The organism is uncultured Tateyamaria sp. (assembly GCF_947503045.1).
Lineage (GTDB): Bacteria > Pseudomonadota > Alphaproteobacteria > Rhodobacterales > Rhodobacteraceae > Tateyamaria.
Map to the genome: position 1 here is coordinate 1,281,778 of NZ_CANNCF010000001.1, position 23,841 is coordinate 1,305,618.

Here is a 23,841-nt window from a genome sequence, read left to right on the forward strand (position 1 = left end):
CCCGCCCGCCGACCCGCGGGTGGATGAGCTGATGCATTTCCCGATCCATGATGCGACGCCCGTCACATGGCCCGGCCCGCATCCCCAAGAGGCCGATGTCGTGGTGATCGGTGGTGGCGTGATTGGCGTGTGCACGGCGCTCTACCTTGCGCGGGACGGCAAGCGGGTTGTGCTGCTTGAAAAGGGGCGCATCGCGGGCGAGCAATCTGCGCGCAACTGGGGCTGGATCCGACAGCAGGGCCGCGACCCAGACGAATTGCCGATCATGATCGAGGCCAACCAGCTCTGGCGCGATCTGGCGGGTGAGACCAATGTCGATATCGGGCTCACCACGGGCGGTGTCACCTATCTCGCCCACACGGAAAAAGAGATGGCGGGCTATGCCAAATGGCTGGTTAATGCGCAGGCCCATGGGCTGGACAGTCGCTTGCTCAGCTCTGCCGAGACTGCCGATCTGATCCCCGGCATGTCCGAAACCTATCACGGCGCGCTTTTTACCGCGTCGGACATGCGCGCCGAGCCTTGGGTTGCCGTGCCCGCACTGGCCGGGATCGCCGCGCGGGCCGGGGCCAGCATCGTGGAAAACTGTGCCGTACGCGCGCTCGACATCGAGGCCGGAAAAGTGGCGGGCGTCATCACCGAGCAGGGGCGGATCAAGGCAACCGAGGTGGTGCTTGCCGCTGGTGCGTGGTCGGCCCTGTTCCTGCGGCGGCACGGGGTGGCTCTGCCACAGTTGTCCGTGCGCGCCACGGTCGCGGCGACCGAAGCCATGCCAATGGTTTATCCCGGCGGAGCTGCGGACGACCGGATCGCCTTTCGCCCGCGCGCCGACGGCGGCTATTCGCTGGCTGCGGGTGGCTATCATGAACTGTTCGTCGGCCTGGACGCGTTTCGCGCCCTGCCCAAATACCTCGCACAATTGCGCGCCGATCCGTTTGGCACCCGGTTCCTGCCTGCTGCGCCGCGCGGCTTTCCGGACGCATGGGGGACGCCGCGCAGATGGGCCGAGGATGAGGCCAGCCCGTTCGAGCAGATGCGCGTGCTGAACCCTGCGCCAAATGCGGGCAAGGTCGCCGCCCTCCAACGCGACTTTGGCGCCCTGTTTCCCAAACTGGGCCCGGTGCGCATCAAGACGGCCTGGGCCGGCATGATCGACACCATGCCCGACGTGGTGCCGGTGGTGGACCGCGTTGCCGCACTGCCCGGCGTCACGATTGGCACCGGCATGAGCGGTCACGGCTTTGGCATCGGGCCGGGCATGGGAAAGGTGCTCGCCGCTCTGGTCACCGGCGGCGAGGTGGGGCATGATCTGTCACGCTTCCGCCTGAGCCGGTTTTCGGACGGTTCGGCGATGCGCATTGGCCCCTCGGTCTGAGACCCAGAAAGGAAACACGATGCCGATCAGGAATCGTCTCGCGGAAACCCATGCCGATATCGTTGGCTGGCGTCATCACCTCCATTCCATCCCCGAACTGGGGTTCGAAGAGCATCAGACGTCGGCCTTTGTGGCCGAGCGGCTGACCGAAATCGGTGTGGACGAGATCGTGACGGGCGTCGCGCAAACCGGCGTGGTGGCCGTGATCAAGGGGCGCACCGACACCAAGGGCCGCGTGATTGGTCTGCGCGCCGACATGGACGCACTGCCCATCCTCGAGGCCAGTGGCGTGGACTATGCCTCCACAAACGAAGGTGTCATGCATGCCTGCGGCCATGACGGGCACACTTCGATCCTGCTTGGCACCGCGCAATATCTGACCGAAACCCGCAATTTCGATGGCACCGTCGTGCTGATGTTCCAACCCGCCGAAGAAGGCGGCGGGGGCGGGCGCGTCATGGTCGAAGAGGGGGTGCTGGATAAATACGGTGTGCAAGAGGTTTACGGCCTGCACAACATGCCGGGCCACCCGACCGGGCAATTCGCCATCCGGCCCGGGGCGCTGATGGCCTCGGCGGACGAATTCTATATCACGGTGACGGGCAAGGGCGGCCATGCCGCAGCGCCGCACCAGTCGATTGACCCCAATGTGACGGCCGCCCATATCATCCTTGGCTTGCAAAGCATCACCAGCCGCAATGTCGATCCGCTGCACTCTGCCGTGGTGTCGGTCTGCGCGCTGCATTCGGATGTGGACACGCACAATGTCATCCCGCAGCAGACCCGTATGACCGGTACCGTGCGTGCGCTGGACCCGGAGGTGCGCGACCATGTCGAGGCGCGGGTCAAGGCCATCGCCAAGGCCACAGCCGAGGCCTATGACTGCGTGGCCGAGGTCGACTACCGCATCGGCTATCCGGTCACCGTGAACGATCCTGAACACACCGAATACGCGATTGCCGCAGCGCGCGTCGTGGCCCCGGATGTGGATATCAACACGCCCCCCATCATGGCGGCCGAGGACTTTTCCTTTATGCTCAACGCGCGCCCCGGGGCCTATATGTTCCTTGGCAACGGCGACGGGGCCATGGTCCACCATCCGGCCTATGTGTTTGATGACAATGCCATTCCTGCGGGATGCAGCTGGTTTGTCGAACTGGTCGAACAGCGCATGCCCGCGCAATAATCCGCACCCAAAAAACGAGGAGAGCACGATGCCCATCAAGAACCGCTTTGCCGAAATGCAGGCCGACATCACCGCCTGGCGACGCGACATGCACGAACATCCCGAAATCCTGTTCGACACCCACCGCACCAGCGCGCTGGTGGCGGACAAGCTGCAAGGGTTCGGCTGTGACGAAGTGGTGACGGGCATTGGACGCACGGGTGTGGTGGGCGTAATCAAGGGGCGGGCCTCGGGTTCGGGCAAGGTGATCGGGTTGCGCGCAGATATGGATGCGCTGCCGATCCATGAGCAGACGGGGCTCGACTATGCGTCGAAGACTCCGAATGCGATGCATGCCTGCGGCCATGACGGGCACACGGCCATGCTGCTGGGGGCCGCGCAATACCTGGCCGAAACCCGCAATTTCGACGGCACGGTTGTGGTGATCTTTCAGCCGGCCGAAGAGGGCGGCGGCGGCGGGCGCGAGATGTGCAATGACGGCATGATGGAGCGGTGGGGCATCGACGAAGTCTATGGCATGCACAACTGGCCGGGCCGCCCTACGGGCGAATTTGCGATCCGCTCGGGGCCGTTCTTTGCCGCCACTGACCTGCTCAACATCGAATTCGAAGGGCTGGGCGGGCATGCGGCCAAACCGCAGGAAACCATCGACACGACTCTGATGGCCTCCCACGCCGTCACCGCCCTGCAATCCATCGTCAGCCGCAATGCCGACCCGATTGACCGGATCGTGGTGTCGATCACCTCGTTCGAGACGTCCTCGAAAGCCTTCAACGTGATCCCGCAAAAAGTGCAGATCTATGGCACCGTGCGCACCATGTCGGCTGAAATGCGCGATCTGGCCGAAAAGCGGGTGAGCGAGATCTGCAACGGCGTGGCGGCGACCTTTGGCGGCACAGCGCGGGTCGAATACCAGCGCAACTATCCGGTGATGGTGAACCACGACGAACAGACGGAATTTGCCGCCTCCGTGGCGCGTTCGGTCTCTGGCCAGTGCGATGAGGCACCCTTGGTGATGGGGGGCGAAGATTTCGCCTTCATGCTCGAAGAGCGCCCGGGCGCCTATATCCTTGTGGGCAATGGCGACACGGCGATGGTGCATCACCCCGAATATAACTTCAACGACGAGGCGATCCCGGCGGGCTGTTCGTGGTGGGCCGAGATCGTGGAGCAGCGGCTGCCGATTGCGTCCTGACGGCATGTGACGCTCCTGCCTTTGGCAGGTCGCCCCACCCACCGTCCCTTAGCTGCCGAGCAGTTGGCGGTAGATCGCGACAATCGCGTCCGCCTCCTGTTGCAGCTGGAAATTGGCAAGCACGTGCGCGCGCGCGGCTTGCCCCCACTGCAACATTTTTTCCGGGTCGCTCAGCAGGGCCTGCGTGTGGCTGGCCATGGCATCGACATCCTCGATCTCGACAAGATTGCCGGTCTCTCCGTCCACAACCAGTTCCTCAAATGCCCCGACGCGCGTCGCGATCACAGGCGCGCAGCAGGCCATGGCCTCAAGCGGGGTCAGGCCAAACCCCTCCCATCGTTGCGGCGCGATATAAAGGTCGAGCGCGCGAAAGTGGTCCGCCAGCGTGTCGATCGGGACCTCGTCGCGGAAATGGATCTGCCCCTCAAGCCCGGCAGCCGTAACCTTGGCCTTGAGGTCATCGAGATAGTCCTGATTGTTCGCCGTTGCCCGCCCCATGATCAGCGCATGGGCGTCCGGGTGATCGGGCAGGACCCGCAGCATCGCATCAACAAACAGATCATTGCCCTTTTGGTGGCGAATGCGGCCAAAACAGCCAATCAGCGTGCCTGAAGGCAGGTCCAGCGCGCGCCGCAATGCGGCCTTGTCCTCGGCCGGGCTGAACTGCGCGCAATCCACCCCGTGCCGGATCACCTCTGCCGGACGTTCCAGATAGGCCGCGGATTTCGAAGAGGTCGCGATGATTGCATCCTGCTGACGGATCAGCCAGCGGGTAAACGGCTTGTGACGGCGCTGCGCGGCCGAGGTGAAGAGCAGGCGCATGTTCTTGAACAGCGCGTATTTCAGCGCAAGGCCCGCAACCATTTCGACATTGCGGCGGGCATGCCAGACGCGCGGCCCGGACAGCCCGTTGCGCGTCATGCCCAGCAGCTTTGTCCACGCCACATTGGGCACTTCTGGCGGCAGATCGGGGGCGCAACTGGTGATGGCGATCTGTTTGGCCTGCAGCGGCACAAGCCGGATCACGGTCGAGGTCACACCCGAATGCCGCCGTTTGAAGTTCGGGGCGATCACATCGATGGTACTCAGATCAGTCATGCGGACCCATAGCGTGGGCTTCGGCCAAAGAGAAGAGGCGGGCGGCGAGCTCCCCCAGTGCTGCCTCCCCGCTTTCGGCCAGCGGGCGGGCATTTGCCGCGAGCTGTGCTGCGCGGCTGGGGTGGGTCAGCAGGGCGTGGAGTTCGGACGCAAGTACAGTAGCATCGGCCACTTCGACACTGGCATCTTTCATGAGGAACGCCGCGTAAGCTTCGGAGAAGTTGGCATAAAGTGGTCCATGCAGGATCGCGCATCGGGCTGCGGCAGGCTCAAACGGCGTATGCCCGCCCACATCCGTGAACGACCCGCCCAGAAAGACGATCGGGCTGAGCGCATACCACAGATCGGTCTCGCCCATCGTGTCCGCCAGATAGACCTGCGCACCATCTCCCAGCGTGCCGCCGGTGCTGCGCTGCGCCACGCTCAGACCTGCCGTACGGATCAGCCCCAGCACCTCATCGGCCCGTTCGGGATGGCGGGGAACAAGGATCAGGCACAGGTTGGGATGGTCGCTCAGCAGGCGGGTATGGGCGGCCAGCACCGCCTCTTCCTCGCCCGGATGGGTCGAGGCGGCGACCCAGATGGGGCGACCTTTCAACTCGGCATGGGCAGCCTCCACCACGTCGGGCGCGATCAGCGGCGGGCCGATCATGGATTTGAGGTTCGCGCCCTGCTGCGCCATCTCCAGCCCCATGTCGCGCAGGTGAGTGCGACTGCGCATGTCCTGACAATGGGCCATCACGATACCGCGCAGCACATAGGCGGCTGTGCCGGGAAAGCGTTTCCACCCTTGCGCGGACTTGTCCGACAGGCGCGCGTTCAGCAGGGCGACGGGGATGCCCTTGTGCGCGCATTGATCGAGCAGGGTGGGCCACAGCTCGGATTCGACCAACACGCACAGATCGGGGCGCCAATGGCGCAAAAAGCGGCTGACAGGGCCGGTGCCGTCCAGCGGGCTGAACTGATGCACGGCGCGTCGCGGCAGGCGTCCGGCCACGGCTTGGGCCGATGTCGCGGTTCCGGAGGTCAGCAGGATGGCCGCATCCGGGTGATCACTGGCGATGCGCGCAATCAGGGCCAGTGCCGATTTCGCCTCGCCCACGCTTGCGCCATGAAACCAGATCAGCGGGCCCGCGCGCCGTTCGGCGCTGGCATGACCCAGCCGTTCATGGGCGCGGGTGACGCTGACACCGGCGCTGCGCAGCTTGCTCACGGCCCGGCGCGCGGCAAAGGGCAGGGCGAGGGTGCTGGCGGCCTTGTAAAGATAAAACAGGGCGGTGGGCCGCATCGGCCCTAACCGCCTGTGTGGCTCATGTGGCGGGGCATCTGCCCGTCAAGACGCTGGCGGGAATAGTCGAAATCATGGCCCTTGGGCTTGGCCCCGATGGCCGCGCGAATGGCCTCTTCGAGCGGCGCGTTGCTATCGGGATGGGCACGCAGGGGCGCGCGCAGATCAGCCATGTCTTCTTGGCCGAGGCACATGTAGATCTCGCCCGTGCAGGTCAGGCGCACGCGATTGCAGCTTTCGCAGAAATTATGGGACAGGGGCGTAATGAACCCGATCTTTTGCCCGGTTTCCTCAAGGCGCACATAGCGCGCCGGACCGCCCGTGCGTTCAGCCAGATCGGTGACGGTGAAGTGATCGCCGTAGCGCGCGCGCACGTCCTTCAGTGACCAGTACTGGCCCAGCCGGTCCTCGTTGCCGAGATCACCCATGGGCATGACTTCGATCCAGGTGAGGTCCATGGACCGCTCGGCGCACCATTGCGTGATGGTCTCAAGCTCGTCTTCGTTAAAGCCTTTGAGGGCAACAGCGTTGATCTTGACCTTGAGGCCTGCGGCAAGGGCCGCATCCACACCGCGCAGCACCTGCGGCAGACGTCCCCAACGGGTGATGTCGGCGAATTTTGTCTCATCCAGCGTATCGAGCGAGATGTTCACCCGCCGCACGCCCGCCGCATAAAGGTCGGTGGCAAAGCGTTCGAGCTGGCTACCATTGGTGGTCAGGGTCAGCTCCTTGAGCGTACCTGCTTCAAGATGGCGGCCCATCCCATTGAAAAACGTCATGATATCGCGCCGCACCAGAGGCTCGCCCCCGGTGATCCGCAGCTTTTCCACGCCCAGCCCGATGAATGTCGAACACATGCGGTCGAGTTCCTCGAGGGTCAGCAGTTCCTTCTTGGGCAGAAAGGTCATGTTTTCCGACATGCAATAGACACAGCGGAAATCGCAGCGGTCGGTGACCGAAACGCGCAGGTAGGTGATCGCGCGCAGGAAGGGATCAATCAATGGGGCTGTCATGTCCTAGTCGTATGTGCGCAGGCGGACACCTGCAAGGGGCATTGCGTGCGATTTTCTGTGGGCTATGGTGCGGGGATGCGATGGATGTTGATCTCTGTGCTCTGTGTGGCGGGCTGCGCGACGTTGATTGCGCCCCCGGATGACGGCCCGGGCGTGGGCACCGACGACACGGCCATTGCCCCAAGCGGCGCACAGCGTCCGCTGGCCCGTCCTGATCAACGCCCGGTGGTGACAGAGCCCGAAGTCTCAGTCGGCACGCTTGGGCGCACAGTGGCCTCTTTGGGCAATCCGGCGGAGCCGGGGCTGTGGTTGAAAACGCCGTTGGTGCGTGCGGAGCGACAGGCGCGGGTTTACAGCGCCAAGACCGACAAAAGTGTGTCGGTCACACTGATTCCGATCGAGGGGCCAAAGACCGCCGGAAGCCGCATGTCGCTTGCCGCGATGCAGGCGCTTGGGGTCTCACCCGCTGATCTTGTCGAAGTGGACGTGTTCGGGGCCTAGCCGTTTTCCATCTCGGAAAACGTCCGGAACCCCGTGTCGGATTCCGTCCAGCGTCACCCGTCAGGCAGATACTTGGCCGCTTCCTTGGCGGCGAAGGGTTTCATCCCGTCCCCATGTTCGGACAGAAACGCCCGCGCGCGCGGCGCATCATGCTTGCCCAATTCACGCGCCCACCATGCCACGGCCTTTTGAATAAACCATTGTTGGTCAGACACATACCCGGCAGCCCAGCCCAGAACCCGCTCGCGGGCGGCAACCTCTTCGGGCTTGGGAAAGTTCTGCTTGGTCCAGGGCAGGGTGATGATCAGCGCCGCCCGGCGCGTCCACATGTGATCGGACCCTGTCCACGCCTCGACCTGATCCAGCCGGGATGGGTCCGCCACCAACCGGCGCTGCCCGGCCATGCAGGCGTGATCGGCGATGGCCCAACTGTCAAAATCGGGAACCCAGGACACGATCAGGTCCCAGGCCGCATCATCGGGCCGGATGCGCGCCTGGGTGAGCAGTTTGGCTGCGGCCAGCCGCGCCTCGAAAATGTCCGTGGCCCAAAGCCCGTCGGCCAGAGCGACACGCGCCTCGACATCCAGTGCGGCGCGCCATGCCTTGGTCAGATCGTTCAGAACCGGGTTCGGAACGCCCAGATGGACGCGTTTTGACTTGTGATAGGCCTTGGCCCCTTCGGCACGGGTCGCATCGCCATGGGCGGCGATCTCGGCCAGCGCGTCCTCGGGGCTCACTCGACCGTCACCGATTTGGCGAGGTTGCGGGGCTGATCCACATCTGTGCCCTTGGCGACAGCGGTGTGATAGGCCAGCAGTTGCGCCGGGATCGCATAGAGGATTGGGGCCACCACGTCAGAACAATCGGGCATGGTGATCTGTGCCCAGGTGCCGTCCCCGGCCTCTGCTATTCCGGCGGCGTTCGAGATCAGGGCGACCTTGCCCTTGCGCGCCATGACCTCCTGCATGTTCGAGATTGTCTTGTCGAAAAGCGCATCGCGCGGGGCCATGACCACCACGGGCACCGATTTGTCGATAAGGGCGATTGGGCCATGTTTCAGCTCGCCGGATGCATAAGCTTCGGCATGTATATAGCTGATTTCTTTCAGTTTAAGCGCGCCTTCCAGCGCCAGTGGATACATCACGCCGCGTCCCAGAAACAGGATGTCGCGCGCCTCGGCCAGTTGGCGGGCGGTGGATTGCATCGCCTCGCCTTGGGCAATGCCAAGGTTCATCAGCGCGGGCACACTGCGCAAGGCAGAGATGTGATCGGCCATCTGCGCATCGGTGATCGTCCCGCGGGCGCGCGCCGCCTTCAGCACCAGCATCAGCAAGACGGTCAACTGGCAGGTAAAGGCCTTGGTCGAGGCCACGCCAACCTCAACACCGGCAAAGATCGGCAGGGCCAGATCGCTTTCCCGCGCGATCGAGCTTTCGGGGACGTTGATTACCGACACGATCTTGTCCGCCTTGCCCTCGCAATAGCGCAGCGCCGCCAGCGTATCGGCGGTTTCGCCTGACTGGCTGACAAAAAGCGCCAGCGTGCGGGCCGGGATTGGCGGTTCGCGATAGCGGAATTCAGAGGCCACATCGACCTCGACCGGCAGGCGCGCGATCTGCTCGAACCAGTATTTTGCCGTGAGGCAGGCGTAATAGGCGGTGCCGCAGGCCACCATCGTCAGCCGGTCGATGGCGGTAAAATCGATGCCCGGGTCGGGCAGTGTGATCGCGCCATCTGCGCTCAGGTAATTGGCCAGCGTATTGGCCAGCACCACGGGCTGTTCGGCGATTTCCTTGGCCATGAAGTGCTTGTGCCCGGCCTTGTCGATCCGGGTCGAATCCATCTGCACCTGCCGCATCTCGCGATTGGCCAGCGCGCCTTGCGCGTCGCGGATTTCAACGCCTGTGCGGGTGACAACGGCGCGGTCGCCTTCTTCAAGATAGGTGATGCGATCCGTCATCGGGGCCAGCGCAATGGCGTCCGAGCCGACAAACATCTCGCCATCCCCATGCCCGATGGCCAGCGGCGATCCCTTGCGCGCCGCCACAATCAGATCGTCCTGCCCGCTGAACAGAAAGGCCAGCGCAAACGCTCCTTCGAGCCTGTCAAGCGCGGCAAAGGCCGCATCCACGGGCGACATGCCGGAATTCATATGATGCTGGGTCAGCAGGGACACGGTTTCCGTGTCGGTTTCGGTCTGGAAATGCAGGCCCGCTTCGCTCAACTCGGCGCGCAATTCGCGGAAGTTCTCGATGATGCCGTTGTGAACCACGGCCACGGGGCCGGACTGGTGCGGGTGCGCATTGTCGACCGTGGGCGCGCCGTGGGTGGCCCAGCGGGTGTGTCCGATCCCGGATTTGCCCGCCAGCGGGTCATGCACCAGCCGGTCAGACAGGTTGACCAGCTTGCCCACCGCGCGGCGGCGGTCCAGCACACCATCGTTGACCGTGGCGATACCCGCACTGTCATAGCCGCGATATTCCAGCCGTTTCAGCGCCTCGACCAGAATGGGCGCGACCTCGTGGCTGCCCAGAACCCCTACAATTCCACACATGTTAGCTGCCTCTGCTTTGTCTGGCCTTCTTGGCCCTGAGCATGTCCATGAGCTTGCGCGCCATGCCCGGTTTTTCCACTTGCGGGGCGCGGGCCAGCGCCAGTGCGCCCGCCTCAACGTCCGATGTGATGACCGAGCCTGAGCCGGTTATCGCCTCGTCCCCGATGGTGACCGGGGCGACCAGCATCGTGTTCGAGCCGATAAAGGCGCGCTCGCCCACATGGGTGAAATTCTTCATCACTCCGTCATAATTGCAGGTGATGGTGCCCGCCCCGATGTTGGAGGCCGCCCCGATGGACGCATCTCCGATGTAACTCAGGTGATTGACCTTGGCACCGGGGGCGAGGGTTGCGTTCTTGATCTCGACAAAGTTGCCCACGCGGACATCCTCGGCCAGTTCTGCGCCGGGGCGCAGACGGGCATAGGGGCCGACCACGGCACCGCGCGACACGTGACAGCCCTCCAGATGGGAAAAGGCGCGGATCGTGGCACCGGATTCAACACTCACGCCGGGGCCAAAGACCACGTTGGGCTCGATCAGCGTATCACGCCCGATATTGGTATCAAGCGACAGGAATACGGTGTCGGGCGCGGCGAGCGTCACGCCGTCCTCAAGCAATGCCGCCCGCGCAGCGGCCTGAAACTGCGCCTCGGCACCCGCCAGTTCCGCGCGGCTGTTGATGCCAAGGGTTTCGTCCTGAGCACAGCGCACCACGGCCACATCCAGCCCGCGTGCGCGGGCAAGGCGGGGCAGGTCGGTCAGATAATACTCGCCTTGGGCGTTATCAGGCTGGACCTCGGCGATCAGATCAAACAGCAAGGGGGCAGGGGCGGCCAGCACGCCGGAATTGCACAGGGTGATCGCGCGCTCAGCCTCGCTTGCGTCCTTGAATTCGACGATGCGCTGAAGCTGCTCACCCTCCATCACCAGACGGCCATAGCGGGCCGGATCAGTGGCCTCGAACCCAAGCACTGTGACGTCGGCAGTGGTCTCCATCAGCGCCTCAAGCGTCTCGGCGCGCACGAAGGGCGTATCCCCAAACAACACGATGGCGCGCCCCTCAAACCCGCTCAGGGCCTCACGCGCCTGGGCTGCGGCATGGGCGGTGCCCAGCTGTTCGGCCTGCACAACGACCTTGGCCTCATCGTCAAAGGCGAGTGCGGCGCGGGTCACGGCATCGACGCCATAGCCTGCGACGACAACCGTATGTTCGGGCGCCAGTACGCTGCCCGCCCGCATCGCGTGATGCAGCATCGGGGCGCCACCAATGGGGTGCAGCACCTTGGGCAGGTCGGAATTCATCCGCGTGCCCTTACCCGCGGCCAGGATGATTAATGCAACGCTCATGTACTGCCTCTTGGCCAAATCTCTTTGTATTCTTGTTGCGCCCTGTTTATCCGCTAACAGCGTGTGCGCAAGCGGGCGGGCCATCAAACAAAATTGCGGCTTGCAACATGTCGCGGGCCAGAGGCGGTAAAGAGGGCAGTAATGACAGCGGTGATTTTCGATCTGGATGGGACGCTTGCGGACACCAGTGGCGACTTGTTGGCGGCGGCCAATCTCTGTTTTCGCGACATGGGGCTGGGCGATGTGCTGGGCGCGGCGGACGCTGGCGTCGCGCTGCGCGGCGGGCGGGCGATGCTGCGCGCAGGGCTTGCGCGGGTCGATCAACTGCATGAAGGCACAGTGGATCGCTACTACCCGGTGCTGCTCGAGGCCTATGGCGCGGCCATCAGCGTGCACACGCGGCTCTATCCCGGCGCGATGGAGGCCATCGGGGTTCTCAAATCCCACGGCCATGCGGTGGGCATCTGCACCAACAAACCCGAGGCACTGGCCGAACAGCTCATGTCCGACCTTGGCGTACGCGATCAATTCGGCTCACTGATCGGGGCCGATACGCTGCCCGTGCGCAAACCCGACCCCGAACCCCTGTTCGAGGCGACCCGCCGTCTGGGCGTCGATCCGCGCGCCTGCCTTCTGGTGGGGGACAGCGACACCGACCGCAAAACGGCGCGCGCCGCCGGTGTGCCATCGGTGCTGGTCACCTTCGGCCCCTCGGGTGACGACATGGCGGCACTGGAACCCGAGGCCTTGCTTGAAGATTACGCAGCGTTGCCCGCGGTGGTGGCCACGCTTCTCAACCGGTGATCACGCGATAATCCCCGCATTCGATATCGTGAATTGCCAACGCACCGCATTGACGCGGACGCGGAGGGCGCGCAAAACGGGGCCATGACAGAACGTTTCACCGGCAGTTTCACCCAGCAAGAACCGATTCCCGAAGCAGGCATCGATGCGGCCCTCGCCGTGCTGCGCCACGGACGCCTGCACCGTTACAACACGGTGCCCGAAGAGATCTCGGAAACCGGCTTGCTGGAACAGGAATTCGCAGCGCTTGTCGACGCGCCCTATTGTCTGGCGGTCGCCTCGGGCGGCTACGCCATGGCCACAGCCCTGCGCGCCGTCGGGGTCAAGGCCGGGGACAAGGTGTTGTCCAACGCCTTTACCCTTGCGCCCGTGCCGGGGGCCATCGCGTCCATCGGTGCCGTGCCGGTGTTTGTCGGCGTCACCGAAAGCCTCACAATCGATCTTGATGACCTCGCCGCCAAGCTGGATCAGGCCAGCGTCCTGCTGCTCAGCCACATGCGCGGGCATATCTGCGACATGGACCGGCTGATGAAGATGTGTGACGCCGCAAATGTCACTGTGATCGAGGATTGCGCGCACACGATGGGCGCAGCCTGGCGCGGTGTGCCATCGGGGCGGCACGGGGCGGTGGGGTGCTATTCCTGCCAGACCTACAAGCACGTCAATTCGGGCGAGGGCGGTCTGCTGGTTACGGACGATCCCTACATCGCGGCGCGCGCGATCATGCTGTCGGGCAGCTACATGCTGTTTGAACGCCACCTCGCGGCCCCACCCAAAGAGGCCTTCGACGAGATCAAATACACAACACCCAACATCTCCGGACGCATGGACAACCTGCGCGCCGCCATCCTGCGCCCGCAGGTGGCGGACCTCGCCACCCAGTGCAAACGCTGGAACGAGCGCTATTACACGCTGGAACAGGGCCTGCGCGACACGCCGGGTCTGACGGTGATCGACCGGCCTGCCGCCGAAACCATCGTCGGCTCTTCCATCCAGTTCCTGCTGCTCGACTGGGCCGCCTCGGCGGTGCGCGAGGTGGTGGCACGCTGCGGCGCGCGCGGGGTCGAGCTGAAATGGTTCGGCGCGCCCGAACCTGTCGCCTTTACCAGCAAATATGACAGCTGGCGCTATGCGCCCTCCGCCCCGATGGCAGCCAGCGACAGGGTGCTTGCAGGCATCGTGGACATGCGCGTGCCGCTCACCTTCAGCCTTGAGGATTGCGCCCTGATTGCGCGGATCATCCGGGGCGAAGTCAGCGCCGTCTATCAGGCCAGAGCCTAGGTTTTCCAACCTCAGACGCCGTCGAGCCAGCGCGCTCACGCTGCGGCTCGCGGCGCTGACCTCCCACGGCTCTCGACAACACCCGCTCCGTTGATCCTGATCAAGGGGACGGGCCGCGAACGCTGCTACGCTCAACCCAACCAAAGAGGAGGCTGAGATGGAAGATCTGATCAGGCTCGGGCAGGACTTCGTTCGGGCAATGCAAGCGCGCGAGGGCATCGCGCATGTCGATGCGACCTATGCCGAAAACGCAGAATCCGTCGAAGCCGTGGTGCCCCCGGCACGCGATGTCCGGATCGCCAAGGGCCGCGAGGCGATCAAGGCGAAACGCATCGATTGGGTGGCCGCGCACGAGATCAACCGCCTCGAGGTCGACGGCCCCTATGTGCACCCGCCGACAAGGTTCAGCGTGCGTTACGAGGCCGATGTGACCCACAAGGAAACGGGTCAGAATATGACCTTGCGCGAAATCGCCATCTACACGATCCGCGACGACAAGATCGTGCGCGAAGAATTCTTCGTGCAGCCGAGATAGGCCGACCGCCAGTCTCTCGCACGACACCGCCCGCGTACACGCCCTTGTGGCCGCGCCATCCCACATGGATACTGGACAAAAGATCGTTCACATTATATTAATGAACGAGCGTTCAATAAATCGGGGAGGTGCTGCATGTTCACCCATTCCATGGCCTTTGATCTGGGCGAAGACGTCAATGCGTTGCGCGACATGGTGCACCGCTGGGCGCAAGAGCGCATCAAGCCGATGGCCGCCGAGATTGACGCCACAAACACCTTTCCGCCCGCGCTGTGGACCGAAATGGGCGAATTGGGCCTCTTGGGTATCACGGTCGAGGAAGAGTTCGGCGGCGCAGCCATGTCCTACCTCGCCCATACCGTCGCCATCGAGGAAATCGCACGGGCCAGCGCCTCGGTTTCGCTGTCCTATGGCGCGCATTCCAACCTGTGTGTGAACCAGATCAAGCTGAATGGCACGCCCGAGCAAAAGGCGAAATACCTGCCCGGCCTGATAAGCGGTGAACATGTGGGCGCGCTTGCGATGTCCGAAGCGGGCGCCGGATCGGACGTCGTGTCGATGAAACTGAGCGCCGAAAAGCGCAATGACCGCTACATCCTGAACGGCACGAAATACTGGATCACCAACGGCCCCGACGCCGACACGCTGGTGGTCTATGCCAAGACCGACCCGGAGGCGGGCCCCAAGGGCATCACCGCCTTCCTGATCGAAAAGTCCATGACCGGCTTTTCCACGTCTCCCCATTTCGACAAGCTGGGCATGCGCGGCTCGAACACGGCCGAGCTGATCTTTGAGGATGTCGAAGTCCCCTTTGACAACGTGCTGGGGATCGAGGGGCGCGGCGTGGCTGTGCTGATGTCGGGCCTTGATTACGAACGGGTGGTGCTTGCGGGCATCGGCCTTGGCATCATGGCCGCAAGCATGGACGAAATCATGCCCTACATGGCCGAGCGCAAACAGTTCGGCCAGCCCATCGGATCCTTCCAGCTGATGCAGGGCAAGATTGCCGACATGTACACGGCGATGAATTCGGCGCGGGCTTACGTCTACGAGGTCGCCAAGGCCTGTGACCGGGGCACCGTGACCCGGCAGGACGCCGCCGCCTGCTGCCTTTATGCCTCCGAGGAGGCGATGAAACAGGCCCATCAGGCCGTCCAGGCTATGGGCGGCGCCGGGTTCCTCAACGACGCACCCGTCGCGCGCATCTTCCGCGACGCCAAACTGATGGAGATCGGCGCGGGCACCTCAGAAATCCGGCGCATGCTGGTGGGGCGCGAACTGGTCACGGCGATGGGCTGATGCCACGCTCCGTCCTCATCACGACATCCGTTCTGGTGGTGCTGGCCGGTATGGCAGGATTCTGGCTGGGCCAGCGACAGGTGACCCTCGACGCAACCGGGATCATCAACGCGGTCGCCGCGCGGCATGTGGCAGAACATGGCGGCGCCGTGACCGACTGCCTCGGCTGGGCGGGGGAAGGGGCGCACGTGTTTCGGGTCAAATGCGGCGATGTCACCTATCACGTGGACCGCTTTGGCGCGGTGCGCGTCGCGCCGGAGGACGAGCTGTGAACATGGCCGCCCAATGCCTTGTCCATCCCGCCGATCAGGTGGCGATCATCGACCTCACCGGTGCCTGCCATGACGTGACCTATGGTGCCTTGGCCGAGATGAGCGATTGGCTCGCGCGCGCACTCGCAGCACAAGTCCAGCCCGGAGATCGCGTCGGTGTGCTCCTGTCGCAATCGCCATGGTGCGCGGCGGCCCATCTCGCAATCTGGAAAATCGGCGCGATTTCAGTGCCTTTTTTCAAACTCTTCAAGCAAGATGCGCTGCGCTCGCGGATCATGGATTCCGGTCTGTCCCTCGTGTTGACCGACAGCGAGGGCGCTGATCTGGTGGGCGATCTCGCTCCTTGTTGGCACGCAGAGACAGCGGGAATCGCAGGCGACCCTGTTCCGGTATTCGCGGCGGATAACGACACGCCCGCCGTGCTGATCTACACCTCCGGCACAACGGGTACGCCAAAGGGCGCGCTGCACGGGCACGGCGTGCTTGACGGTCATCTGCCCGGCGTAGCGCTCAGCCATAATGATCTCGGCCAGCCCGGCGATTGCCTCTGGACCCCGGCGGACTGGGCGTGGATCGGCGGGCTGTTTGACGTGCTGATGCCCGGCCTTGCGCTTGGCGTGCCGGTCGTGGCGGCGCGCATCCCGAAATTTACACCCGAAGAGTGCATCAGGATCATCTCACAAGGTGCTGTCAAAAATGTGTTTTTCCCACCAACCGCGCTGCGCATGCTGAAATCGAACGGGGTCGAAATCCACGGCCTGCGCTCGGTCGCGAGCGGAGGTGAGCCACTGGGTGCCGAGATGCTCGCCTGGGGTCAACGCGCGCTTGGGCTGACCATAAATGAATTTTACGGGCAAACCGAATGCAACATGGTGATCAGCAGTTGTTCTGCACGATACCCGGCGCGGCCCGGTTATATGGGGCGGCCAGTGCCCGGTTTTGATGTTCAGGTCATTGACGCCGACGGCAAAATAACGGACGGCGAGGGCGATATAGCGGTCAGGCGCGGCGCACCGTCGATGATGCTGCGTTATTGGCAGCGCCCCGAGGAAACGGCCCAGAAGTTCCGCGGCGACTGGATGCTGACCGGCGACCGGGGCCAACAAGACGGAGGCTTTGTCCGTTTTGTTGGACGCGACGATGACGTCATCACCTCAGCCGGATACCGCATTGGCCCCGCCGAGATCGAGGATTGTCTGATGACCCACCCGGACGTCGCCACAGTGGGGGTGGTGGGCAAACCCGACCCGCTGCGCACCGAGATTGTCAAAGCCTATGTAGTGCGTCGCGCAGGCGCGCAGGTCGACGCAGGCAGGTTGCAGGATTACGTCAAAGAACGCCTTGCAAGCTATTCATACCCAAGGGAAATCACTTTTGTTGATGCCCTGCCCATGACCGTAACGGGCAAGGTGATCCGCAAGGACCTCAAGGCCCGCGCCGCCGCCGAAACAGGAGACTCGCCATGAAACTCACTTCGCAGGCGCTGCCCTCATCCGAGACGTTCCGCACCAACCGCGCCGCTCATCTGGAGGCGTTGGAGGTGGTGCGCGCAGCCGCTGAAACAGCGGCAGCCGGCGGCGGTGAGGCGTCGCGCGAACGCCATGTCTCCCGCGGCAAGATGCTGCCGCGTGAGCGGGTCGCTAACCTGCTCGATCCCGGCTCTCCCTTTCTTGAGGTCGGCGCGACGGCGGCGCATGGCCTCTATGACGGCGCTGCGCCCTGTGCGGGCGTGATCGCGGGCATCGGGCAGGTCATGGGGCAGGACGTGATGGTCATTTGCAACGATGCGACGGTCAAGGGCGGCACCTATTACCCGATGACCGTCAAAAAGCACCTGCGCGCACAGGAGATTGCCGAACAGAACCATCTGCCCTGCGTCTACCTTGTCGATAGCGGCGGCGCGAACCTGCCCAATCAGGATGAGGTGTTTCCGGATCGCGACCATTTCGGACGTATCTTTTTCAATCAGGCGCAGATGAGCGCCAAGGGCATCGCGCAGATCGCTGTGGTCATGGGGTCCTGCACGGCAGGCGGGGCCTATGTGCCTGCGATGTCGGATGTGACGATCATCGTGAAGGAACAGGGCACCATCTTTCTGGCCGGTCCGCCCTTGGTCAAGGCCGCCACGGGCGAGGTGGTCACTGCCGAGGCACTGGGCGGGGGCGATGTGCACACGCGCCTGTCCGGCGTGGCGGATTATCTGGCCGAGGATGACGCCCACGCGCTGGCGCTGGCACGCAGAAGTGTCGCAAACCTTAACCTTTGCAAACCCGACACGGTCACTTTGCAAAGTCCGGAAGACCCCGCATACGACCCCGAAGAGATCCTGGGCGTTGTCCCCGGTGATCTGCGCACGCCTTACGACATTCATGAGGTCATCGCGCGCGTCGTTGATGGCTCCCGCTTTGATCCGTTCAAGGCGCGGTTCGGGGAAACGCTGGTCTGCGGTTTCGCCCATATTATGGGCTGTCCTGTGGGCATCATCGCCAACAATGGCGTGCTGTTTTCCGAAGCTGCACAGAAGGGCGCGCATTTCATAGAGCTGTGCAGTCAGCGCCGTATCCCTTTGGTGTTCCTGCAAAATATCACGGGCTTCATGGTCGGCCAAAAGTACGAAAACGAAGGGATCGCGCGCCACGGTGCCAAGATGGTGACTGCTGTGGCCACCACTTCGGTGCCCAAGATCACGATGCTGGTGGGCGGGTCCTTCGGGGCTGGAAACTACGGCATGGCGGGGCGCGCCTATTCTCCGCGGTTCCTGTGGTCATGGCCCAACAGTCGCATCTCGGTCATGGGTGGGGCGCAGGCCGCAGGGGTGCTGGCCACCGTCAAGCGCGATGCGATCGAGCGCAAGGGCGGCGCATGGTCTGCGGATGAGGAAGCGGCATTCAAGCAGCCGACCATCGACATGTTCGAGGAACAGTCCCACCCGCTTTATGCCTCTGCCCGGTTGTGGGATGACGGTGTGATCGACCCGCGCCGCGCCCGCGAGGTGCTGCACCTGTCGCTGCGCACCGCCCTCAACGCCCCCATCGAGGAGACACGCTTTGGCCTGTTCCGGATGTGATGGATGGATGCTGGCAACAGCAGGAAAGGACGATGACAATGTTTGGTGCTGACAAGATCATTGGAAAGCTCAGCGCGGCCGTGCAGGGGATCGAATTGCCCAAGTTGGGCAAGGATGTCGAGATCCCGGTCTACGTGGTCCACAACTCTTTGGACGCCGAGGACTATTTTTTCATCTTCGACTTCGAGCAATTTGTCGAATCCTCACGTCAGGGCCTGTTCGCGCGCCCGAAACTTCGCGTGTGGGCCGGGCGCGATGACTTTTCCCGAACCGAATTTGCCCGCCAGTTTCGTCGAAGCTTTGCCCGGGAATTCGACATTGCCCGCGCGCAATTGGAAGCACAGGGCGAACGCAAGACCGGCTGGTTCGGATTCCTGAAAAACACGTTTGGAGAGTTGAAGGGCGCGTCTTTGGGCTCTTTCCTTTCCAACCTTGTTCTTTTGGCAGCGACGACGACCGGCAAGGCGGTCTTGGCCCAAATCCTGCCCACCTCGTGGATGACGTCGCGGTCGGATGCGCAAAAGCTGGATGCGGCGATTGACGAAACGCAGACCAAAGTGGACGCGGCCCTCGGCGCGCTGACCATCACATTGCATGCCGAATTGATGGAGCATGCATTCAAGGACGGCGGGTCCGGGCGGCGTTCGGGACTGGAGCGCGATGCGTGGCCTTTGCCCGCTTATGTGAGACAACACTTGCACGACGGAAAATCAGGGGCTTGGTGGTAATGTTTGACAAAATCCTGATCGCGAACCGGGGCGAGATTGCCTGCCGGGTGATGGAAACGGCGCAATCCATGGGCGTGGCTTGCGTGGCCGTTTACTCGGACGCTGATGCGCGCGCCAAACATGTCGCGATGGCGGACGCCGCCGTGCACATCGGGGCAAGCCCGCCTGCGGAAAGCTATTTGCGCGGCGATGTGATCATTCAGGCCGCTTTGGACACGGGCGCGCAGGCGATCCATCCCGGTTATGGCTTTCTGTCCGAGAACCCGGATTTTGTGGAGGCCGTCGCGGCGGCCGGGCTGACCTTTATCGGCCCATCGGCGCAAGCGATCCGCGCCATGGGCCTCAAGGATGCCGCCAAGGCGCTGATGGTCGAGGCGGGTGTGCCCGTCGTGCCGGGCTATCACGGGGCGGATCAGGATGACGATCTGCTGGCGGGCGAGGCGGCCAAGATGGGCTATCCCGTTCTCATCAAGGCGGTTGCCGGAGGTGGCGGCAAGGGCATGCGGCTGGTCGAGGAGCCGAGTGGTTTTGCCGACGCGCTTGCCAGTGCCCGCAGCGAGGCCAAGACCGCTTTTGGCAATGCGGATGTACTGGTTGAGAAATTTGTGACGCACCCGCGCCATATCGAAGTGCAGGTCTTTGGCGATGGTACCCGCGCGGTGCATCTGTTCGAACGCGACTGTTCACTGCAGCGCCGCCATCAGAAGGTGATCGAGGAAGCGCCAGCCCCCGGCATGACGCCCGAGATGCGGTCGGCCATGGGCGCGGCGGCGGTCAAGGCGGCGGAGGCTATTGGCTACAAGGGTGCGGGGACGGTCGAGTTTATCGTCGATGGCTCTGGCCCGCTGCGTGCCGATGGTTTCTTTTTCATGGAAATGAACACGCGTCTGCAGGTCGAACACCCGGTGACCGAGGCGATCACCGGTGTTGATCTGGTGGAATGGCAGTTGCGCGTGGCCGCCGGTGAGCCGTTGCCTGCATCCCAGGATGACCTCAGCATCAACGGCCATGCGTTCGAGGCGCGCCTCTATGCCGAGGATGTGCCTGCGGGGTTTCTGCCGGCGACCGGCACGCTGACCCATTTGCAGTTTCCCGACACTGCCCGCGCCGACAGCGGCGTACGGGCAGGGGATGCGATCAGCCCGTTTTATGACCCGATGATTGCCAAGGTGATCACCCATGGGCCGACCCGCGACGTGGCCCTGCGCCGCCTGTCGCAGGCGCTGGCGCAGACCCAGGTTGCGGGCACGGTGACGAACCTTGCCTTTCTGGGAGCACTTGCGGGGCATGCGGGCTTTGGCCGGGGCGAGGTGGATACCGGGCTGATCGCGCGCGATCTGGACGGGCTGACAGCGATGCCAGACCCAAACCCGCGCCACGCGGTGGCAGCGGCCATGGCGGTGGCGGGCCTTGATGCCGCAAGCGGGACAACCGGGTTTTCCTTGTGGAGCCCGTTGCGCCGCGCGGTGCCGCTGGCGCTTGGCGATACCGTGCTTGACGTTCATGTCGAGGTGCTGGGCCCGGATGCGCAGCGCTGGCATGTGGAAGGGACGACCCTGACCGCAGAACAGCGGCAGGGGCGGTGGAATATCGATGGGCAGCCCAAACCGGATGTCGATGTCGCGGGTGGCATTGCCACGGTATTTGATCACTACGGCGTCGCTTACCGCGCCATCGACCTTCTGGATGTGGCTGCAAGTGCCGCAGGTGACGGCAACCTGATCGAGGCGCCGATGCCCGGTCTGGTCAAGATGATGTTCGCAACTCCGGGCGCAAAGGTTGCAAAGGGCGACAGATTGGCCATTCTGGAAGCCATGAAGATGGAACACGCCCTGCTGGCCCAACGCGACGGGATTGTCGCCGAAGTGCTGGCCGACACTGGTGAACAGGTCAGCGCGGGCGCGGCCCTTGTCCGGCTGGAAGATGCGGAGACATGATCACCCTGCACCATTGCCCGCAGACCCGCTCGATGCGCACGCTGTGGCTGCTGAACGAGTTGGACGTGCCCTTTCGCCTTGTGGTCCACCCGTTCGACAAATCGCTGCGCCGCCCTGAGTTTTTGTCGGTGAGCCCGGCAGGGCGTGTGCCCGCCCTTGAAATCGACGGCGAGCGGATGTTCGAGACGGGCGCGATCACCGAATACCTGTGCGAGCGCTACAGCCCCGACCGGCTTGGGCGCAGTGCCGCCAGCATGGACCGCATGGCATGGCTGGTCTGGGTGCATTTTGCTGAAACCATCAGCCAGCATGTCGCAGCCCTGACCCAGCAACATGTCGCCCTTTACGAGGATCACATGCGCAGCCCGATTGTCATGAAGATCGAGGCCGCGCGGGTCAAGAAATGCTATGACGCGATCGAGGCGCGCCTGTCCACGCCGCTGGAAAACCGCGACTATCTGCTGACATCCGGTTTCTCTGCCGCCGACATTTCGGTTGGGCAGGCGGTCTATATGGCGCGCCATTTCGCGACGCTGGAGGATCACCCCGAAACTGCGCGCTGGTTCGAACGGATCAGCGAACGTGCTGCGTTTCAGGCCAGCCTGCCCGATGGCGATGGCGGTCTTTATGACAGGGATTTCTATCCGGCTTGGGAGGGTTAAGTGCTAGGGTCAGTCGAAATTTACGAAGTGGGTCCGCGCGATGGCCTGCAGAACGAAACACGCGAGATTGCGGTGGCCGACAAGGTTGCGCTGATTGATCACCTCAGCACCGCGGGCTTTCGCCGTATCGAGGCGGGCAGCTTTGTCAGTCCCAAATGGGTGCCGCAGATGGCGGGCAGCGCCGATGTGTTTGCCGGGATCAACCGCGCGGCGGACGTGCGCTATTCCGCTCTGACACCCAACATGAAGGGGTTCGATGCCGCTATCGAGGCGGGCGTGGATGAAATCGCCGTCTTCGGCTCCGCCAGCGAAGGGTTTTCGAGGGCCAATATCAACGCCTCCATCGACGAATCCCTCGCGCGGTTCGCCCCGGTGATCGAGGCGGCGCGGATGATTGATCTGCCGGTGCGCGGTTACGTGTCTTGCGTGGTGGATTGCCCCCATGACGGCCCGATTGATCCCGGTGCGGTGGCGCGGGTGGCGGACCGACTGTTTGGCATGGGCTGTTACGAGATTTCGCTGGGGGACACGCTGGGCCACGGCACGCCGGATGCCATTGCGCGGATGCTGCTGGCGGTGCGCGATGTGGTACCCGTCGGCCGCTTGGCCGGGCACTATCACGACACCGGAGGGCGGGCGCTGGACAATATCGACGCCTCGCTCAGCCTTGGGGTGCGGGTGTTTGATGCCGCTGTCGGGGGCCTCGGCGGTTGCCCTTATGCGCCCGGTGCGGCGGGCAATGTGGCGACTGAAGCTGTGGCCGAGCATCTGGAGCGGCTGGGCTATGACACCGGCCTCGATCTTGACGTGGTCAAGGCCTGTGCGGCGCGCGCGCAGGCCATGCGCGCCTGAGGGGGGCACCCATGAGCTTTGAGACCTTATCCATTGCAACGGACGGGCGCGGCGTTGCGACACTGACCCTGAACCGGCCAGACAAACACAACGCGTTGAGCGCGCAGATGCTGGCCGAGCTGACCCAGGCCGCTGTGAACCTCGGCGCGGACAGTGCCGTGCGGGTCGTGGTGCTGACCGGCGCGGGCAAGAGTTTCTGCGCGGGTGGCGATCTGGGCTGGATGCGCGAACAGATGCAGGCGGATGCCGACACCCGCGCCCGCGAGGCCGGAAAGCTGGCCCATATGCTGCAGGCGCTCAACACCATGCCCAAGCCGCTGATCGGGGCGCTGCAGGGCAATGCCTTTGGCGGCGGGGTCGGCATGGCGTCGGTCTGTGATGTGGCCATCGGCGTGGACAGCCTGCGCATGGGGCTGACGGAGACGCGGCTGGGCCTGATCCCGGCGACCATCGGGCCTTATGTGCTGGCGCGGATGGGCGAGGGGCGGGCGCGGCGCGTCTTCATGTCCGCGCGCTTGTTTGATGCGCAAGAGGCGGTGACGCTGGGCCTGCTGGCGCGCGCCGTGCCGCATGCGGATCTGGACGCAGCCATCGAGGCTGAGGTTGTGCCTTACTTGTCCTGCGCGCCCGGTGCGGTGGCGGAGGCCAAGGCGCTGGCCCGCACCCTTGGCCCGCGCATCGATGCCGAGACAATCGACATGACGATCAACGCCCTCAAGACGCGCTGGGAAAGCGATGAGGCGGTGGAAGGCATCGGCGCCTTCTTTGACAAGCGCGCCACAGCGTGGGCCAGCGACTAGGCATCCGGGATACAGGCGCGCTTTCATTGTTGCTGCGCGGTGTCAA

The 23,841-nt window shown here is 63.8% G+C and carries 22 protein-coding genes; 16 read left to right on the forward strand and 6 right to left on the reverse strand.

Annotated elements, in window-relative coordinates:
• The first annotated feature begins 31 nt into the window (after positions 1–31).
• The 3 genes from Q1A89_RS06475 to Q1A89_RS06485 are packed head-to-tail and all read left to right on the forward strand — an operon-like array spanning position 32 to position 3,756.
• Positions 32–1,375 carry an FAD-binding oxidoreductase gene (locus Q1A89_RS06475; RefSeq protein WP_299726131.1) on the forward strand — a complete coding sequence of 448 codons (1,344 nt, stop codon included), beginning with the start codon at positions 32–34 and terminating at the stop codon, positions 1,373–1,375.
• A 19-nt stretch (positions 1,376–1,394) separates the two neighbouring features.
• The gene (locus tag Q1A89_RS06480) at positions 1,395–2,561 is read left to right on the forward strand and encodes a M20 aminoacylase family protein (protein WP_299725085.1); all 1,167 of its coding nucleotides are present in this window, start codon (positions 1,395–1,397) and stop codon (positions 2,559–2,561) included.
• Between the two features lie 28 nt (positions 2,562–2,589).
• Positions 2,590–3,756: a M20 aminoacylase family protein gene (locus Q1A89_RS06485; RefSeq protein ID WP_299725087.1), complete on the forward strand. Its 1,167-nt coding sequence runs from the start codon at positions 2,590–2,592 to the stop codon at positions 3,754–3,756.
• Between the two features lie 48 nt (positions 3,757–3,804).
• On the opposite strand, the gene Q1A89_RS06490 is transcribed toward Q1A89_RS06485, so the two are convergent.
• The 3 genes from Q1A89_RS06490 to moaA are packed head-to-tail and all read right to left on the reverse strand — an operon-like array spanning position 3,805 to position 7,155.
• Positions 3,805–4,854, reverse strand: coding sequence for a glycosyltransferase family 4 protein (locus Q1A89_RS06490; protein WP_299725089.1), 1,050 nt, complete (start codon positions 4,852–4,854; stop codon positions 3,805–3,807).
• A complete protein-coding gene (locus Q1A89_RS06495; protein WP_299725091.1) occupies positions 4,847–6,142 on the reverse strand; it encodes a 3-deoxy-D-manno-octulosonic acid transferase in 1,296 nt (431 codons plus the stop codon). The genes Q1A89_RS06490 and Q1A89_RS06495 overlap by 8 nt, the downstream gene beginning before the upstream one ends.
• 5 nt (positions 6,143–6,147) lie before the next feature.
• Positions 6,148–7,155 carry a GTP 3',8-cyclase MoaA gene (gene moaA, locus Q1A89_RS06500; RefSeq protein ID WP_299725093.1) on the reverse strand — a complete coding sequence of 336 codons (1,008 nt, stop codon included), beginning with the start codon at positions 7,153–7,155 and terminating at the stop codon, positions 6,148–6,150.
• A gap of 45 nt (positions 7,156–7,200) precedes the next feature.
• Between moaA and Q1A89_RS06505 the strand changes: the two genes are divergently transcribed.
• On the forward strand, positions 7,201–7,656 hold the full coding sequence (locus Q1A89_RS06505; protein WP_299725095.1) for a hypothetical protein: 456 nt from the start codon (positions 7,201–7,203) through the stop codon (positions 7,654–7,656).
• A 53-nt stretch (positions 7,657–7,709) separates the two neighbouring features.
• Here Q1A89_RS06505 and Q1A89_RS06510 read toward each other — a convergent pair whose 3' ends face one another.
• From Q1A89_RS06510 to glmU, 3 genes are read right to left on the reverse strand one after another with little or no spacing between them, the layout of a single operon-like run.
• Positions 7,710–8,393, reverse strand: a complete 684-nt coding sequence (locus Q1A89_RS06510) for a DNA alkylation repair protein (RefSeq protein ID WP_299725097.1) — start codon at positions 8,391–8,393, stop codon at positions 7,710–7,712.
• Positions 8,390–10,210 (reverse strand): glutamine--fructose-6-phosphate transaminase (isomerizing), encoded by a 1,821-nt coding sequence (glmS, locus tag Q1A89_RS06515; protein WP_299725099.1) that lies wholly within the window; start codon positions 10,208–10,210, stop codon positions 8,390–8,392. Before glmS ends, Q1A89_RS06510 begins: the two co-directional genes overlap by 4 nt.
• Position 10,211: 1 nt before the next feature.
• Positions 10,212–11,558, reverse strand: a complete 1,347-nt coding sequence (glmU, locus tag Q1A89_RS06520; RefSeq protein WP_299725101.1) for a bifunctional UDP-N-acetylglucosamine diphosphorylase/glucosamine-1-phosphate N-acetyltransferase GlmU — start codon at positions 11,556–11,558, stop codon at positions 10,212–10,214.
• Between the two features lie 141 nt (positions 11,559–11,699).
• On the opposite strand from glmU, the gene Q1A89_RS06525 reads away from it, so the two are divergent.
• From Q1A89_RS06525 to Q1A89_RS06580, 12 genes are all read left to right on the forward strand, one after another.
• Positions 11,700–12,362, forward strand: coding sequence for an HAD-IA family hydrolase (locus Q1A89_RS06525; RefSeq protein WP_299725103.1), 663 nt, complete (start codon positions 11,700–11,702; stop codon positions 12,360–12,362).
• Positions 12,363–12,446: 84 nt separating this feature from the next.
• Complete coding sequence (locus tag Q1A89_RS06530; RefSeq protein WP_299725105.1) at positions 12,447–13,643, forward strand: DegT/DnrJ/EryC1/StrS family aminotransferase; 1,197 nt, start codon at positions 12,447–12,449, stop codon at positions 13,641–13,643.
• Between the two features lie 157 nt (positions 13,644–13,800).
• Positions 13,801–14,178: a SnoaL-like domain-containing protein gene (locus tag Q1A89_RS06535; RefSeq protein ID WP_299725107.1), complete on the forward strand. Its 378-nt coding sequence runs from the start codon at positions 13,801–13,803 to the stop codon at positions 14,176–14,178.
• A 135-nt stretch (positions 14,179–14,313) separates the two neighbouring features.
• Positions 14,314–15,477, forward strand: a complete 1,164-nt coding sequence (locus Q1A89_RS06540) for an isovaleryl-CoA dehydrogenase (protein WP_299725109.1) — start codon at positions 14,314–14,316, stop codon at positions 15,475–15,477.
• On the forward strand, positions 15,477–15,749 hold the full coding sequence (locus Q1A89_RS06545; RefSeq protein WP_299725111.1) for a hypothetical protein: 273 nt from the start codon (positions 15,477–15,479) through the stop codon (positions 15,747–15,749). Before Q1A89_RS06540 ends, Q1A89_RS06545 begins: the two co-directional genes overlap by 1 nt.
• Before the next feature lie 2 nt (positions 15,750–15,751).
• Positions 15,752–17,215, forward strand: coding sequence for an AMP-binding protein (locus tag Q1A89_RS06550; protein WP_299725113.1), 1,464 nt, complete (start codon positions 15,752–15,754; stop codon positions 17,213–17,215).
• Complete coding sequence (locus Q1A89_RS06555) at positions 17,212–18,816, forward strand: carboxyl transferase domain-containing protein (RefSeq protein WP_299725115.1); 1,605 nt, start codon at positions 17,212–17,214, stop codon at positions 18,814–18,816. The genes Q1A89_RS06550 and Q1A89_RS06555 overlap by 4 nt, the downstream gene beginning before the upstream one ends.
• A gap of 38 nt (positions 18,817–18,854) precedes the next feature.
• On the forward strand, positions 18,855–19,544 hold the full coding sequence (locus Q1A89_RS06560; RefSeq protein WP_299725117.1) for a hypothetical protein: 690 nt from the start codon (positions 18,855–18,857) through the stop codon (positions 19,542–19,544).
• Positions 19,544–21,481 (forward strand): biotin carboxylase N-terminal domain-containing protein, encoded by a 1,938-nt coding sequence (locus tag Q1A89_RS06565; protein WP_299725119.1) that lies wholly within the window; start codon positions 19,544–19,546, stop codon positions 21,479–21,481. The genes Q1A89_RS06560 and Q1A89_RS06565 overlap by 1 nt, the downstream gene beginning before the upstream one ends.
• A complete protein-coding gene (locus tag Q1A89_RS06570; protein WP_299725121.1) occupies positions 21,478–22,143 on the forward strand; it encodes a glutathione S-transferase family protein in 666 nt (221 codons plus the stop codon). The genes Q1A89_RS06565 and Q1A89_RS06570 overlap by 4 nt, the downstream gene beginning before the upstream one ends.
• Complete coding sequence (locus Q1A89_RS06575) at positions 22,144–22,995, forward strand: hydroxymethylglutaryl-CoA lyase (RefSeq protein ID WP_299725123.1); 852 nt, start codon at positions 22,144–22,146, stop codon at positions 22,993–22,995.
• Between the two features lie 11 nt (positions 22,996–23,006).
• Positions 23,007–23,795, forward strand: coding sequence for a crotonase/enoyl-CoA hydratase family protein (locus tag Q1A89_RS06580; protein ID WP_299725125.1), 789 nt, complete (start codon positions 23,007–23,009; stop codon positions 23,793–23,795).
• The last annotated feature ends 46 nt before the right edge of the window (positions 23,796–23,841 follow it).

Bases quoted from the DNA above. Each gene is read 5' to 3' on its own strand.
- Q1A89_RS06475 (WP_299726131.1), top strand. From the start codon at position 32: ATGCATTTCCCGATCCATGATGCGACGCCCGTCACATGGCCCGGCCCG.
- Q1A89_RS06480 (WP_299725085.1), top strand. From the start codon at position 1,395: ATGCCGATCAGGAATCGTCTCGCGGAAACCCATGCCGATATCGTTGGC.
- Q1A89_RS06485 (WP_299725087.1), top strand. From the start codon at position 2,590: ATGCCCATCAAGAACCGCTTTGCCGAAATGCAGGCCGACATCACCGCC.
- Q1A89_RS06490 (WP_299725089.1), bottom strand. From the start codon at position 4,854: ATGACTGATCTGAGTACCATCGATGTGATCGCCCCGAACTTCAAACGG.
- Q1A89_RS06495 (WP_299725091.1), bottom strand. From the start codon at position 6,142: ATGCGGCCCACCGCCCTGTTTTATCTTTACAAGGCCGCCAGCACCCTC.
- moaA (WP_299725093.1), bottom strand. From the start codon at position 7,155: ATGACAGCCCCATTGATTGATCCCTTCCTGCGCGCGATCACCTACCTG.
- glmS (WP_299725099.1), bottom strand. From the start codon at position 10,210: ATGTGTGGAATTGTAGGGGTTCTGGGCAGCCACGAGGTCGCGCCCATT.
- glmU (WP_299725101.1), bottom strand. From the start codon at position 11,558: ATGAGCGTTGCATTAATCATCCTGGCCGCGGGTAAGGGCACGCGGATG.
- Q1A89_RS06525 (WP_299725103.1), top strand. From the start codon at position 11,700: ATGACAGCGGTGATTTTCGATCTGGATGGGACGCTTGCGGACACCAGT.
- Q1A89_RS06530 (WP_299725105.1), top strand. From the start codon at position 12,447: ATGACAGAACGTTTCACCGGCAGTTTCACCCAGCAAGAACCGATTCCC.
- Q1A89_RS06535 (WP_299725107.1), top strand. From the start codon at position 13,801: ATGGAAGATCTGATCAGGCTCGGGCAGGACTTCGTTCGGGCAATGCAA.
- Q1A89_RS06540 (WP_299725109.1), top strand. From the start codon at position 14,314: ATGTTCACCCATTCCATGGCCTTTGATCTGGGCGAAGACGTCAATGCG.
- Q1A89_RS06545 (WP_299725111.1), top strand. From the start codon at position 15,477: ATGCCACGCTCCGTCCTCATCACGACATCCGTTCTGGTGGTGCTGGCC.
- Q1A89_RS06550 (WP_299725113.1), top strand. From the start codon at position 15,752: ATGGCCGCCCAATGCCTTGTCCATCCCGCCGATCAGGTGGCGATCATC.
- Q1A89_RS06555 (WP_299725115.1), top strand. From the start codon at position 17,212: ATGAAACTCACTTCGCAGGCGCTGCCCTCATCCGAGACGTTCCGCACC.
- Q1A89_RS06560 (WP_299725117.1), top strand. From the start codon at position 18,855: ATGTTTGGTGCTGACAAGATCATTGGAAAGCTCAGCGCGGCCGTGCAG.
- Q1A89_RS06565 (WP_299725119.1), top strand. From the start codon at position 19,544: ATGTTTGACAAAATCCTGATCGCGAACCGGGGCGAGATTGCCTGCCGG.
- Q1A89_RS06570 (WP_299725121.1), top strand. From the start codon at position 21,478: ATGATCACCCTGCACCATTGCCCGCAGACCCGCTCGATGCGCACGCTG.
- Q1A89_RS06580 (WP_299725125.1), top strand. From the start codon at position 23,007: ATGAGCTTTGAGACCTTATCCATTGCAACGGACGGGCGCGGCGTTGCG.